Below are 13,779 nucleotides of genomic sequence, written 5' to 3' on the forward strand. Positions count from 1 at the left end.
CCTCCGTGTCCAGCTTTCTCGAGATCGAGCGCCTCAACAAGGTCTATGCCTCCGAGCGCAAACCCATCCACGCGCTGCAGGACATCGACCTGCACATCGAGGAAGGCGAGTTCGTCTGCATCGTCGGGCCCAGCGGCTGCGGCAAGAGCACGCTGATGCGTTGCATGGCGGGCCTGGAGCCGATCACCAGCGGCAGGCTGGCGCTGCATGGGCGGCCCATCGATGCGCCACCGGACGACATGGGCGTGGTGTTCCAGCGCGACCTGCTGCTCGAATGGCGCAACATCCTCGACAACGTGCTGGTGGCGGCGGAGTTCCATGACCGCGACCGGCGCGAGCTCGAGCCGCGTGCGCGCGAGCTGCTGGGCCTCTTCGGCCTGTCGGCGTATCTGGACCGCTTTCCGCGCGAGCTGTCGGGCGGCATGCGGCAGCGGGTCTCGATCTGCCGCGCGATGCTGCTCGACCCGCAGTTGCTTCTGATGGACGAACCCTTCGGCGCGCTCGACCCCTTCACGCGCGACGAGCTCAATGCCGAGCTGCAGCGCACCTGGCTCGAGACCCGCAAGACGGTGGTCTTCATCACACACTCGATCACCGAAGCCGTCTTCCTGGGCAGCCGCGTCGTGATGATGGCGCGCGGGCCCGGGCGCATCGCCGACGTCGTGCCCATCGAACTGGAGCGGCCGCGCGGCCTTGAGGTGCGCGAGACCGCGGCGTTCGCCGCCTATGTCGCACGCATCCGCGACACCTTCCGAGAAATCGGCATCTACAAGGGCTGAGCACCATGAAACAACTCTGGGTACGCACGCAGCGCAGCCGCCAGGCCCTGCTTTCGCTCGTGGTGCTGCTGGTGATCTGGGAGGCCTGCGTGCGCCTGCTGGGCATCCGCGACTTCCTGCTGCCGGCGCCGTCGAAGATCGCCGGTCAGTTCTTCGCGCAACCCGGCTATCTGCTGATGGAGAGCCTGGACACGCTGCGGACCACGGTCTACGGCTTCGCGCTCGCGCTGCTGCTGGGGGTCGCGGCGGCCATCGGCATCGTCTATTCCAAGTTCCTGGACCGGACGCTCTACTCGCTGCTCGTGGCGCTCAACGCGGTGCCCAAGGTCGCGCTGGCGCCGCTCTTCGTGATCTGGATGGGCACCGGCGCCATGCCCAAGGTGGCGATCGCGATGCTGATCGCGATCTTCCCGATCCTCATCGACACCGTGCTCGGCTTGCGCTCGACCGACCCCGACATGCTCGACATGGCGCGGGTGAACCATGCCTCGCGCGCCAAGATGCTCTGGAAGATCCGCTTCCCGAACGCGATGCCGAGCATCTTCGCGGGCATGAAGGTGGGGGTGTCTTTCGCGCTGGTGGGCACCATCGTCGGGGAGTTCGTGGCCGGGGAATCCGGGCTCGGGCATGTGATCCTGGTGGCGCAGGGCAGCTTCGACACCTCGACCGTCTTCGTGGCGTTGGCCTTGCTCTGCCTCATGGGCGTGCTGCTGTTCAAGGCCATCGAGTTCGCGGAGATCCGTCACCTGGGCTGGCATTCGTCGCAGCGAGAGAAGCCCGCGCCGAACGGCGTTCCGGCCTGAGGGAGCGACGAGCGGGCCGGGCTTGCGGCACGCGCGACTTCAGGGCAGCAGCCGGCGCAGCGCCTCGAAGAACATGTCGGACTGTTCGCGCTCGCCCTGCACCTGGGCCGCCACGCGCGCGGCCAGCGCGGGGTCGACCGGTGCCAGCGGCCGGCCGGTCGATTGCGCGAGCACCTGGTGCAGGCAGGCGCGCTCCAGGTAGTAGAGGTCGTCGTAGGCATGGGCGATGGTGGCGCCCGCGACGATCACGCCATGGTTGGCGAGGAAGGCCACATCCCTGCCGTCGGCCATGCTGCGCGCGATGCGCTCGCCCTCGGCATCGTCGAGCGCCAGGCCGTTGTACTGCGCGTCGATCGCGATCCGGCCCATGTAGCGCATCGCGTTCTGGCTCAGTGTGGGGTCGAGCGCGCGGTCGCTGGTGAGCGTGAGCGCGGTGGCGTAGGGCATGTGGCAATGCAGCACCACCGCATGGCCCGTGAGGCGGTGCACCGCGCCGTGGATGAACAGCGCGGTCGGCTCGACGCGGTGGCGTCCGGCCAGCACCTCGCCGTGCAGGTCGATCAGCACGATGTCGTCGGCCCGCACCTCGCTCCAGTGCAGGCCGCGCGGGTTGATCAGGTAGCGGTCGACGGTGCCGGGCAGCGTCACGCTGAAGTGGTTGCACACGCCTTCGGACAGGCCGTGGTGCGCGGCGGCGCGCAGGGCGAGCGCGAGGTCTTCGCGCAGGCCCTGGACCTGAGGGCTGGCGTACTGGGCGTCGGCGTTCGGCATGGGACGGGCTTTCAGGCGCGCAGGGCGTGGTTCCAGGCGGCGGCGAACTGCAGCGCATCCTCGCGCACCGCGGCGGCGCTCTTGCCGGGCTTGTAGAGCGCGGAGCCGATGCCGAAGCCGGTGGCGCCGGCCGCGCGCCAAGCGTCCATGTTGGCCGGCGTGATGCCGCCCACCGGCATCAGCGGCGTGCCCTTGGGCAGCACCGCGAGCCAGGCCTTGACCACCGCGGGCGAGGCCGCCTCGGCCGGGAACAGCTTGAGCCCGGTGGCACCGGCGGCGAGCGCGCCGAAGGCCTCGGTGGGCGTGGCCACGCCGGGCAGGCTCACCATGCCGAGCCGGGCCGCCTCGGCCACCACCTCGGCATTGAAGTTGGGCGCGACGATCAGCGCGCCGCCGGCCGCATGCACCTCGCGCACCTGCTGTGCCGTGAGCACCGTGCCGGCACCGACCAGCGCAGCGGGGAAGCGCTGGCGCAGCAGCGCGATGCTCTCCAGCGGCTGCGGCGAATTGAAAGGCACTTCGAGCAGCTCGAAGCCGGCGTCGGTCAGTGCATCGCCGACGGCGGGCGCTTCGGCCGGCGTGAGGCCGCGCAGGATCGCGACCAGCGGGAGTCGGCGCACGGCGGCGTGGAAGGTGTCGAGGGCAGCGGTGCTCATGGTGCGAGGGTGGTGGCCACGGCATGCAGCCCGGCCCAGGTCGCTTCGGCGCCCAGGGTCCGGCTGGCCACGCCGCTGGCATGGAGGGCCAGCGCATAGCGCTGGGTGAGGGCGGGCGAGCCGATCAGCACGACCTCGCCCGCGGCGCGCAGCGACTGCGTGCGCAGCTCTTCGCCGATCAGCAGGCCCGAGAGGTAGCTCGCCAGGTCGGCCGCCGACATGCGATCGAACAGCGCCAGCGTGCGCGCGCCGAAGGCGTTGTGCAGCAGGCCTTCGTTGTTGGCCGACTGCGTCACGCCCTGCAGGAAGGCGGCCTCGTCGAGCGGCGCCGAGGTGTCGAGGGTGCGCGCCAGGATCGAATGGGTGCCGAGCAGCGCGTAGAACTCGCCGGTCATGAAGGTGCGGAAGCCGGCCACGCGGCCCTCGGCCACGCGCACCCATTTGTTGTGCGTGCCGGGCAGCACGAAGAGGCCGTCGCGCAGGCCGGTCAGCGCCATGGCGCCGAAGAGTTGCACCTCTTCGCCGCGCATCACGTCGGGCACGCCGTCGTGTTCGTCGCTGAGGCCGGGCACCATCGCGACGCGGCCGGACTGGACCTCGATCACCTTGGCCGCGATCTCGGCGAGGCCGGCCGGGCAGGCGCAGTAGGGGGCTTCGACCCAGCCCTGCTTGCTGCCGGCCATGCCGGAGATCAGGCAGCGCGTGCCCGCGGGCGCCATCCAGGCGCCGAACAGTTCGTCGAAGACGGCCCCGAAGCCGCCGGCCGGCACGCTCAGGATGCCGCGTGCGTGGCTCTGTTCTTCGAGCACCTTTCCATCGGCATCCAGCAGCGCGCCGCGCAGCGAACTCGTGCCCCAATCAACTGCGACCCAATGCATCGTGGCGTGTCTCCAGCTTCATCGTCATGGCGTCCGCATCCCAGGGTTTCTCCTGCGGAAACGGCATTTTCAATCATCATATGATAAGCCGGCGAGCCCGGGCAGAGCCGGGTGTTCGTGCCCCAATACTGGAGACAGAGCCATGCAAGACACCCTCTCGGCGCAGCGCCGCCACCTTCTCCAGGGCCTCGGCGCGATGCTGCTGCCCCTGCCTTTCGCCGCCTTCGCCGACGACTACCCCAGCAAGCCGGTCGAGCTGGTGGTGCCGGCCTCCGCGGGCGGCGGCACCGACGCACTGGCGCGCGGTTTCGCCGAGATCGCGAGGAAGCATTTCCCGCAGCCCTTCATCGTCAACAACAAGCCCGGCGCCAGCGGCGTGGTGGGCATGGGCGAGGTGCTCAACAGCAAGCCCGACGGCTACAAGGTGTCGGTGGTGATCGCCGAGCTGGTGATCCTGCCGCACCTGAACCTGTCGAAGTTCACCTATGCCGACTTCCGGCCCATCGCACGGCTCAACGCCGACCCGTCGGCCATCACGGTCAAGGCCGATGCGCCCTGGAACACCATCGAGGAGTTCCTCGCGGCGTCCAAGGCCAAGCCCGGCGAGATGCGGGTCGGCAACTCGGGCAACGGCTCGATCTGGCACCTCGCGGCCGCGGGCCTGGAGGACAAGGCCGGCGTCAAGTTCAACCATGTGCCCTACCAGGGCGCGGCGCCCGGCGTGGTGGCGCTGCTCGGCGGCCACATCGATGCGGTGGCCGTGAGCCCGGGCGAGGTGGCGGTGCACGTGCAGGCCGGCAAGCTCAAGATCCTGGCCGTGATGGCCGACCAGCGCCTGAAGGCCTTCGACAAGGTGCCGACCCTGAAGGAACGCAAGATCGACCTGTCGATCGGCACCTGGCGCGGCCTGGCCGTGCCCAAGGCCACGCCGACGGCGGTGGTCGACGTGCTGCGTGCCGCGGCGCGCAAGACCGCCGAGGAACCGGCCATGCGCGAGGCGCTCGAGAAGCTCAACCTGGGCTTCTCCTACCTCGACGCGGCCGAGTTCGGCCAATCGATGGAGCGCGACCACCTGTACTTCAAGGAGCTGGTGCAGAAGGTGGGGATCCGCGCATGAGCGTCGAACGCCCGGAGGTGCTGGTCGTCGCGCCGGTGATGCCCTTCCTGATGGACGCGCTGCGCGGCGCGGCCACCGTGCACGACCGCCTGCACCTGAACGACCCGGCCGCCTTCGCGGCGGCGGCGCCGCGCATCCGCGCGGTGGTCGCGACCGGGGAGTCGAAGGTGCCGGCCGAGCTGATCGCGCAGTTGCCGGCGCTGGAGATGATCACGGTGTTCGGCGTCGGCTACGACGGCGTCGACGTGGCGGCGGCCCGGGCGCGCGGCATTCCCGTGACCCACACGCCCGGCGTGCTCAACGACGACGTGGCCGACCTTGCGCTGGGGCTGCTGATCTCGGCGGCGCGGCGCATCCCGCAGGCCGATCGCTTCGTGCGCGGCGGCGAATGGCTCAAGGGCCCGATCCCGGTGGCGCGCAAGGTCGCGGGCAGTCGCCTGGGCGTGGTCGGCATGGGCCGCATCGGCCAGGCGATCGCGCAGCGCGCGCTGGCCTTCCGCATGGACGTGGCCTACACCGCGCGCTCGCCGCGCGCGAACCTTCCCTACACCTACCACCCCGATGCCGCGGCGCTGGCCGCCGCGGTCGATTTCCTGGTCGTCATCACGCCCGGCGGCGCGGCCACGCGCGGCCTGATCGACGCCAAGGTGCTGCAAGCGCTGGGCCCGCAGGGCTACCTGGTGAACGTGGCGCGCGGCAGCGTGGTCGACCAGCCGGCGCTGATCGCGGCGCTGCAGGCCGGCACCATCGCCGGCGCCGCGCTCGACGTCTTCGCCGACGAGCCCCACGTGCCGGCCGAATTGCTGGCCATGGACAACGTGGTGCTCACGCCGCACATCGGCAGCGGCACCAGGCAGACGCGCGAGGCGATGGCGCAGCTCACCTTCGACAACCTGCGCGCGCACTTCGCGGGCGAGCCGCTGCTCACGCCGGTCCCGGCCTGAGAAGGTCGGCACAGGCGATGGCCAAGAACGCGCACGGCCAGACGGTCGACCTGCTGGGCGAGGCGATCGTCTCGGGCCGCTACCCGGAAGGCGGCGTGATCCCGCCCGAGCCGGTGCTGGGCCAGGAACTGGGCGTGAGCCGCACGGTGGTGCGCGAGGCCATCAAGGCGCTCGCCGCCAAGGGCATGGTCGTGACCGGACCCAAGGTCGGCAGCCGGGTGCTGCCGCAGCAGGACTGGAACTGGTTCGATCCCGACGTCATCACCTGGAAGGCCAAGGTCGGCCTCACGCCCCAGTTCCTGCGCGACCTGCAGGACCTGCGGCGCATGGTCGAGCCGGCCGCGGTGCGCCTGGCGGCCGCGCGCGCGACCGCGCAGGACCTCGCGGAACTGGAGGATGCCTATGCCGGCATGGCGCAGGCGGTGGCGGCGCACGGCGCCGACTACACCACGCACGACCTGCGCTTCCACCACGGCCTGCTGCGCGCGGCGGGCAACCTGATGCTGGCGCAGATGAGCAAGGCGCTGAACGCGCTGCTGCGCACCAGCTTCGAGATCTCCAGCACCCTGCACAACGGGCCCGCGCTGTCGCTGCCGCGGCACCGCGCGGTGCTCGATGCGGTGCGCGCGCGCGACCCGGACCAGGCCGAGCGCGCGGTGCTGGCGCTGATCGACAGCGCGCGCAGCGACATCGAAGCGGTGCTCGGTGCGCGGTCCGACCGGCCAAGCAAAAGGGCGCCGAAGCGCCCTTGAGGAGAGTGGGGTGCTGCCATCGAGGGCAGCAGCCGGCTCAGCGGCCGAAGGAACGGCCACCGCCGCCGCCGGAGCGACCACCACCGCCACCGCCGTAACCACCGCCGCCGCCGGAACGGCCACCACCGCCGCCGCCGCCCGAGCGGTTGCCGCCGTAGCCGCCACCACCACCGCCGCCGCCGCGACGGCCGCGGCCGCCACCCATGCTGTCGACGCTGGTGCGCAGCGGATCGGGCTGGCCGTCGCCGCCGCCGACCGATTCGGCGCGCAGGTGCGCGACCTGGTTGGCCTGCGTCGGGCTGTGGCTGTTGCCGTGATGGCGCGGTTGGCGCTCGTCATGCGGCAGGCCTTGCGGTGCATGGTGCGGCGCGCGCGCCGGACCCTGCGGGCCGCGACCCGGACCGCCTTGCGGACGCGGTGCCTGGCCCCGTGCGGGACCCTGGCCGCCGCCGCCGCCGCCGCTGCGCGCACCCTGGGGTGCCGCGCCGCCGCCGCGGCGTTGACCGCCACCGCCGCCGCCGTTGCCGCCGCCTTGGCCGGCCTTGTTGTCGCGCACGCGTTGCAGCATCTCGGTGCGTGCGGCCTTGGCGGCCGCCTGCATCACTTCACGGCTCGGCGGACGACCGGCACCGCCCCAGATCGTCTGGCGACCCATGGCGATCGGTTCGGCGCGTTCGCCTTCTTCAGGGCCGAAGCCGTCGACGACCTTCACCGGGATCTGCTGCTTGGTGAAGCGCTCGATCTCCTGCATGAAGCCTTCCTCGTCCAGGCAGACCAGGCTCACGGCCTCGCCGCTGTTGCCCGCGCGGCCGGTGCGGCCGATGCGGTGCACGTAGTCTTCGCTGACGTTGGGGATCTCGTAGTTCACGACGTGCGGCAGCTCGTCGATGTCGATGCCGCGGGCCGCGATGTCGGTCGCCACCAGCGCGCGGATGGCACCGGTCTTGAAGCCGGCCAGGGCCTGGGTGCGTGCGCTCTGGCTCTTGTTGCCGTGCAGCGCCATCGCCTCGATGCCGTTCTTGGTCAGGAATTCGGCCACGTTGTTGGCGCCGAACTTGGTGCGGGTGAACACCAGCACCTGGCTCCAGTTGTGCTCGTTGATGATGTGGGCGAGCAGGGCCTTCTTCTTGCCGCGGCCCACCGGGTGGATCACCTGGGTGATGCGCTGCACGGTGGTGTTGCGCGGCGTGACCTGCACGCTCTGCGGGTTCTTGAGCAGCTGGGCGGCCAGGTCGCGGATCTCGTCGCTGAAGGTGGCCGAGAACAGCAGGCTCTGCTTGTCCTTGGGCACCAGCGCGAGGATCTTCTTCACGTCGTGGATGAAGCCCATGTCGAGCATGCGGTCGGCTTCGTCGAGGATCAGGATCTGCACCTGCGACAGGTCGAGCATGCCCTGCTGCTGCAGGTCGAGCAGGCGGCCGGGCGTGGCCACGAGGATGTCGACGCCCTTCTTGAGCTTGCTGATCTGCGGGTTCATGCCGACGCCGCCGAAGATCACGGTCGAGTCGAGCTGCAGGTACTTGCCGTAGGTGCGCACCGACTCTTCGACCTGGGCCGCGAGTTCACGCGTGGGGGTCAGCACCAGGGCACGGATGCCGGTGCCGCCGAACTTGTTGGTGGCGCTGCGGCTCATGGTGAGCTTGTGCAGCATGGGCAGCGTGAAGGCCGCGGTCTTGCCGGTGCCGGTCTGGGCGCCGCCGAGCAGGTCGTGCCCCTCGAGCACCACGGGGATCGCCTGGGCCTGGATGGGCGTGGGCGTGTCGTAGCCGTGTTCGAGCACGGCCTTCAGGATGGCCGGGGCCAACTTCAGATCTTCAAAAGTCATTTGGAAGCAATAGCGCCTTGCATGGCGCAGTGGCATCGGCCCACCGCGGTGCCCTTTGTTGGGGCGACCCGGTCAGTCAAGGCTGATGTGTCAAGGGTGGGAGCCGAGAGCCAGTCGCATGGGTGTGCGCAAAGCCTTCTTGTCCCCGGCAGAAGAGCCGCTGTTGCGGGCAACTGGACCCGGCAACGAAGGCCCATTGTCGCATGAGTAGGCGCTGTGCCTCCAAATGTCGTGCGCAAGGCCTTGCGGCGCGCGGGCGGGCGCCGCTAAAACCTCGGGCCCCGTGCCGGAACGGGGCGGCGCCGACGGGGCCACCCACGTCATTGGGGATAATAGAAGGTTCGCCGCCCCTCGCTGACCGCCCGCAGCGCTTGGCGCGGCCCTTGTTCCAACTGTTCCAACCTGCAAGAGATATGGCTCAATACGTCTATTCGATGAACCGCGTCAGCAAGACCGTGCCGCCCAAGCGGCAGCTCTTGAAAGACATTTCGCTCTCCTTCTTCCCCGGCGCCAAGATCGGCGTGCTCGGCCTGAACGGCTCGGGCAAGTCCACGCTGCTCAAGATCATGGCGGGTGTGGACAAGGAGTTCGAGGGCGAGGCGCTGCCGATGCAGGGGATGACGATCGGCTATCTGGAGCAGGAGCCCAAGCTCGACGCCGAGCACACGGTGCGCGAATCGGTCGAAGAGTCCATGGGCGCGGTGTTCGCGGCCAAGGCGCGCCTCGAAGAGGTGTACATCGCCTATGGCGCCGAAGACGCCGATTTCGACGCGCTGGCCGCCGAGCAGGCCCAGCTCGAAGCCATCATCGCCACGGCCGGCACCGATTCCGAACACCAGCTGGAAATCGCCGCCGACGCGCTGCGCCTGCCGCCGTGGGACGCGAAGATCGGCCTGCTGTCGGGCGGCGAAAAGCGGCGCGTGGCGCTGTGCCGCCTGCTGCTGTCCAAGCCCGACATGCTGCTGCTCGACGAACCCACCAACCACCTGGACGCCGAATCGGTGGAGTGGCTCGAAGTGTTCCTGCAGCGCTTCACGGGCACCGTGGTGGCCATCACCCATGACCGCTACTTCCTCGACAACGCGGCCGAGTGGATCCTGGAAATGGACCGCGGACGCGGCATCCCATGGAAGGGCAACTACAGCACCTGGCTCGAGCAGAAGGGCGAACGCCTGGCGCAGGAGCAGAAGAGCGAAGAAGCCCATGCCAAGGCCCTGAAGAAGGAACTGGAATGGTCGCGCCAGAACCCGAAGGCGCGCCAGGCCAAGAGCAAGTCGCGTCTGGCTCGCTTCGAAGAGCTGAGCGACATGGAATACCAGAAGCGCAACGAAACGCAGGAGATCTTCATCCCTGTGGCGGAGCGGCTGGGCCAGCAGGTGTTCGAGTTCCACAACGTCAGCAAGTCCTTCGGCGACCGGATGCTGATCGACAACCTGAGCTTCACCGTGCCACCGGGCGCGATCGTCGGCATCATCGGTCCCAACGGCGCCGGCAAGTCGACGCTGTTCAAGCTGCTCGCGGGCAAGGAACAACCGGATTCGGGCGAGGTCGTGATCGGCCAGACCGTGAAGATGGCCTTCGTCGACCAGCATCGCGACGAGCTGGCCAACAGCAAGACCGTGTGGGAAGACATTTCGAACGGCCTCGACATCATCAACGTCGGCAAGTTCCAGATGGCCAGCCGCGCGTACGCGGGCCGCTTCAACTTCAACGGCGCGGACCAGCAGAAGAAGGTCGGCACCTTGTCGGGTGGTGAACGCGGCCGCCTGCACCTGGCCAAGACCCTGATCGCCGGCGGCAACGTGCTGCTGCTGGACGAACCGTCGAACGACCTGGACGTGGAAACCCTGCGCGCGCTCGAAGACGCGCTGCTCGAATTCGCCGGCACCGTGATGGTCATCAGCCATGACCGCTGGTTCCTCGACCGCATCGCCACGCACATCCTCGCGGCCGAAGGCGACAGCCAGTGGACCTTCTTCAACGGCAACTACCAGGAGTACGAAGCCGACAAGAAGAAGCGCCTCGGCGAAGAGGGCGCGAAGCCCAAGCGCATGCGCTACAAGGCCCTCAAGTAAGCCTTTCGAATGCATACCAAAAAGCCAGCGCCTCGCTGGCTTTTTTCATTGAAAAGGCCTTTGTCTGACAGGGCAAATAACACTTACTCACATAGACTCGCCGAACTTTACATAACGAGGGGGACGGATGGTTCGGCATTCCAGATGGGTGGCTTTTCTCTTTCTGTTTTGGGGAGGCCTCGTCGGCCAGGCACTCGCGCTGAGCGTCTCGCTCGCCGGCTTCGCCTACTCGGGTGATGCGGCCAGCATCACGGCCCGTTTCCCGCATTCGCAGCGCCTCGACAAATCGCTGGGCGCGGGCGGCATCAACGGCCTGATCCGGCAGGTGGTAGCGGCCCAGCCGCCCACCGCCTTCGAGCTCGACACGGCCAACCTGATGGAGCTCAAGGGCCGCGACCAGGCCATCGCGGTCGCGCTGATGCTCAACGGCGAGACGGTGTCGACCGAGCGCTTCGGCGGTTTGTCGAAGGTCTTCATCCAGCTGCGCGCGCAGGCCATGTTCTTCGACTTCAAGACCATGACCGTGCTGCGCGCCTACCCGTTCAGCGTGGCCTATGTCGACCTGCTCGACCATGCGCCCACCGAGGACGAGATCGCCGAGCGCGTGCGCACGCTCTACCTCGGCGCGGGCACCACGCCCGGCATCCTGAACCGCTTCTCCGAAGCGCTCGCGCGCGCCAGCCTGCCGGCCCAGGTGCCGCGTTTCCTGCAGGTCTCGCAGGCCAGCGTCAGCGATGAAGTGCGCAAGCTGCTGCCGGCCGAACTCGCGAGCCAGCCCGGCGTGGCCGAGACCTGGGTCGCCGACATGCTGGCCGAAGCCATCTCCAGCCGCACCGGCGTGCCGATCCTGCCCTATGCCAAGGGCTATGCGATCGGCAAGGTGATGTCGATGCGCGTGGCCGACGGCTCGGTCTACGAGCTCAAGCTGCCCGAGCCCGACTACGCGATCGCGGTCGACCTCACGCGCTTCGGCCGCTTCGAGCACGCCAAGGTCGCGGCCGGCACCAGCTACATCTACGCCTCGAAGGTCGCGGTCAAGGTGCAGCAGCCGCTGGCCAACCGCGTCTACATGAACTCGGAATTCAAGAACGGCGAGGTCAAGACCGTGCCTTCTTCGCAGCGCAGCGTGGACGACTTCCCCGCCTACAGCGACAGCCTGCGCGGCCTGTTCACCAAGCTCTCCGGCGTGCTCGCCGGGGGCAATGATCCGTGGCTCAAGGATGCGGCCGCCGCCCCGGACATCGACAAGCAAATCACCGCCACCAAAGAGGTCATCCAGTCATGCAAATAGCCTTGCCACTCGCCGCGCCGATCGCGCGCCATCCGATGCGCAGCGTCGTCCTGATGCTGCTCGCCTTCGGCCTGTTCTTCATGGGCCTGGCCGCGCACGCGCAGGTCGCGACCGCCCGCGGCAAGGCCTCGGTGACCTACGAGGGCTCGGTGTTCGGCAGCAAGGCCAGCCCCGAGGTCAAGGAGCGCGCGATGCGCGAGGCGCAGGTCAAGGCGGTCGAGTTCTACTACGCCGAAGCCGGCGAGTCCGAGTCGGCCAACTTCGACGCGATCCGCGACCGCGTGGGCGCCAACCTCGACAAGTTCATCCTCGACGCGACCGTCCTCGACGAGCAGGACCAGACCGACAAGCGCGTCTACACCGTCACGGTGCGCACCTCGATCAACGTGGCCAAGCTGCGCAACGCGGTCAAGGCCGGATCGGCCACCACGGCCACGGCCAAGGGCGACCGCTCCAAGCTGACCTTCCTGTTCGTGTCGCGCCAGGTCGATTCCGAGAAAACCTTCGACGACCGCGTCTACCAGCGCGTGGACCGCGGCGTGAAGGTCGATGCGCAGGGTTCCGACAAGCGCCGCGGCGCCGAGGGCGAATCGATCCGTGGCGGCCAGATCGGCACCAACGCATCGCGCAGCCGCGAGACCGCGTTCGAAGCCAAGCGCACCGACACCATCGAGACCGGCGGCAGCACCACGCGCCGCGCGAGCGAATCGACCTGGCGCATCTTCCCGAGCGCCAACCTGAATTCGGTGTTCACCGGCATCTTCGCCTCAGCCGGTTTCAAGGTGCTCGAGGCCGGCTTCGTCGAGCCCTACACCAACGGCCTCATGAAGATCAAGAACGTCGAGAACGACTACAAGACCGGCAACGACCTCGACCCCGCGACGCTGCGCGATGTGGTGCGCGGCCTGCAGGCGGCCCAGGTACCGTACCTGGCCTTCGGCACGCTCGACGTGGGCCTGACCGACACCGATCCGTCCAGCGGCCTGCAGCGCGTGGCCGTGACCGTGACCGGCAAGATTCTCGACCTCACCAGCGGCATCCCCGAGAACATCTCGACCGTCGGCCCGGTGCAGTACGCCGGCGTCGGCCCGACCGAAGCCGAAGCCCGCGGCAACGCGCTCAAGAAGGCCGCCGACAGCGCGGCGCGCGAACTCGTGAGCCAGGTCACCAACCTCGGCCTGCGCTGACCAGCGCACACCTTTCTTCTTTTCCTTTTTCTTTCACTCCAAAGAACACCACAACATGTCCAAGAAACTGACCGCCATCGCACTCGCCGCCGCCTTCATCGCCCCTTGCGCCTTCGCGCAGTTCTCGATGCCCTCGATCGGCAGCATCACCGGTGGCGCCGCTTCGGGCGGCGGCGACCAGGGCGCCGAGCAGGACTCGCTGGTGCGCGCCTACGTGTCGGCCAACAAGGAGGTGCTGGTCGCGCAGTCGAAGATGGCCGAGGCCGTGGGCCTCAAGGAATCGGCGGCCAAGCTGAAGTCCACCGCCGATGCGCTGGGTGACGGCGCGACCAAGGGCAACCTGTCGGACGCCGACAAGATCCAGAGCGATTCGTCCAAGGAGATCAGCGCCCGCCTCAACGACAGCAACCTGAAGATGGATGCGCAGTCGCAGGCGCTGTACCAGTCGGGCATGGCCTCGCTGGGCCTGGGCGTGGTCAAGTACGTCGGCCTGCGCCCGCATGTGCTGGCCTTCAGCAACACGCTCAAGGCTTCGCCGATGCTGGCCATGACCAAGCTCAACGCCGGCGCCTACGTGGTGACCAACTTCCCGAGCAACGCGAAGAACGTCTACGACACGCTGAGCTACTCGACGGCCTACGCCAAGAGCCACGACATCCCCGTGCCGACCGACGCGACCAAGGCGCTGGGCGCGTTCTGAG

Annotated in this window: 13 protein-coding genes; 9 read left to right on the forward strand and 4 right to left on the reverse strand. The window is 68.7% G+C overall.

Going from position 1 to position 13,779, the window contains the following annotated elements; translation table 11 throughout:
- Window positions 1-5: 5 nt before the first annotated feature.
- Together A9977_RS02210 and A9977_RS02215 are read left to right on the forward strand one after the other, a co-directional pair.
- The gene (locus tag A9977_RS02210) at window positions 6-779 is read left to right on the forward strand and encodes an ABC transporter ATP-binding protein (protein ID WP_286550346.1); all 774 of its coding nucleotides are present in this window, start codon (window positions 6-8) and stop codon (window positions 777-779) included.
- Window positions 780-784: 5 nt separating this feature from the next.
- Window positions 785-1,582, forward strand: coding sequence for an ABC transporter permease (locus A9977_RS02215; protein WP_183023223.1), 798 nt, complete (start codon window positions 785-787; stop codon window positions 1,580-1,582).
- Between the two features lie 39 nt (window positions 1,583-1,621).
- Here A9977_RS02215 and A9977_RS02220 read toward each other — a convergent pair whose 3' ends face one another.
- Genes A9977_RS02220 through A9977_RS02230 form a run of 3 tightly spaced genes read right to left on the reverse strand, consistent with a single transcriptional unit; the run spans window position 1,622 to window position 3,887 of the window.
- Window positions 1,622-2,353, reverse strand: coding sequence for an aldolase (locus tag A9977_RS02220; protein WP_183023224.1), 732 nt, complete (start codon window positions 2,351-2,353; stop codon window positions 1,622-1,624).
- 11 nt (window positions 2,354-2,364) lie between these two features.
- Window positions 2,365-3,009 carry a 2-dehydro-3-deoxy-6-phosphogalactonate aldolase gene (locus A9977_RS02225; protein ID WP_183023225.1) on the reverse strand — a complete coding sequence of 215 codons (645 nt, stop codon included), beginning with the start codon at window positions 3,007-3,009 and terminating at the stop codon, window positions 2,365-2,367.
- Window positions 3,006-3,887 carry a 2-dehydro-3-deoxygalactonokinase gene (locus tag A9977_RS02230; protein ID WP_183023226.1) on the reverse strand — a complete coding sequence of 294 codons (882 nt, stop codon included), beginning with the start codon at window positions 3,885-3,887 and terminating at the stop codon, window positions 3,006-3,008. Before A9977_RS02230 ends, A9977_RS02225 begins: the two co-directional genes overlap by 4 nt.
- Before the next feature lie 142 nt (window positions 3,888-4,029).
- Here A9977_RS02230 and A9977_RS02235 point away from each other — a divergent pair, with 142 nt between their 5' ends.
- From A9977_RS02235 to A9977_RS02245, 3 genes are read left to right on the forward strand one after another with little or no spacing between them, the layout of a single operon-like run.
- Complete coding sequence (locus A9977_RS02235) at window positions 4,030-5,004, forward strand: tripartite tricarboxylate transporter substrate binding protein (RefSeq protein ID WP_183023227.1); 975 nt, start codon at window positions 4,030-4,032, stop codon at window positions 5,002-5,004.
- Window positions 5,001-5,948 carry a 2-hydroxyacid dehydrogenase gene (locus A9977_RS02240; protein WP_183023228.1) on the forward strand — a complete coding sequence of 316 codons (948 nt, stop codon included), beginning with the start codon at window positions 5,001-5,003 and terminating at the stop codon, window positions 5,946-5,948. The genes A9977_RS02235 and A9977_RS02240 overlap by 4 nt, the downstream gene beginning before the upstream one ends.
- A 17-nt stretch (window positions 5,949-5,965) precedes the next feature.
- Window positions 5,966-6,700: a FadR/GntR family transcriptional regulator gene (locus A9977_RS02245; RefSeq protein ID WP_183023229.1), complete on the forward strand. Its 735-nt coding sequence runs from the start codon at window positions 5,966-5,968 to the stop codon at window positions 6,698-6,700.
- A 37-nt stretch (window positions 6,701-6,737) separates the two neighbouring features.
- Here the strand turns inward: A9977_RS02245 and A9977_RS02250 are convergent, their stop codons facing one another.
- The gene (locus tag A9977_RS02250; protein ID WP_183023230.1) at window positions 6,738-8,525 is read right to left on the reverse strand and encodes a DEAD/DEAH box helicase; all 1,788 of its coding nucleotides are present in this window, start codon (window positions 8,523-8,525) and stop codon (window positions 6,738-6,740) included.
- Between the two features lie 413 nt (window positions 8,526-8,938).
- Here A9977_RS02250 and ettA point away from each other — a divergent pair, with 413 nt between their 5' ends.
- The 4 genes from ettA (at window position 8,939) to A9977_RS02270 (ending at window position 13,778) form a co-directional block, all read left to right on the forward strand.
- Window positions 8,939-10,600 (forward strand): energy-dependent translational throttle protein EttA, encoded by a 1,662-nt coding sequence (gene ettA / locus A9977_RS02255; RefSeq protein WP_183023231.1) that lies wholly within the window; start codon window positions 8,939-8,941, stop codon window positions 10,598-10,600.
- Window positions 10,601-10,748: 148 nt separating this feature from the next.
- Window positions 10,749-11,891, forward strand: a complete 1,143-nt coding sequence (locus tag A9977_RS02260; RefSeq protein ID WP_310936075.1) for a hypothetical protein — start codon at window positions 10,749-10,751, stop codon at window positions 11,889-11,891.
- Window positions 11,882-13,078: a hypothetical protein gene (locus tag A9977_RS02265; protein ID WP_259651764.1), complete on the forward strand. Its 1,197-nt coding sequence runs from the start codon at window positions 11,882-11,884 to the stop codon at window positions 13,076-13,078. The genes A9977_RS02260 and A9977_RS02265 overlap by 10 nt, the downstream gene beginning before the upstream one ends.
- A gap of 55 nt (window positions 13,079-13,133) precedes the next feature.
- Window positions 13,134-13,778 (forward strand): hypothetical protein, encoded by a 645-nt coding sequence (locus tag A9977_RS02270; protein WP_183023232.1) that lies wholly within the window; start codon window positions 13,134-13,136, stop codon window positions 13,776-13,778.
- Window position 13,779: the final 1 nt, after the last annotated feature.

The sequence above is a fragment of the Variovorax sp. UMC13 genome (assembly GCF_014170375.1).
Taxonomy (GTDB): domain Bacteria; phylum Pseudomonadota; class Gammaproteobacteria; order Burkholderiales; family Burkholderiaceae_C; genus Variovorax.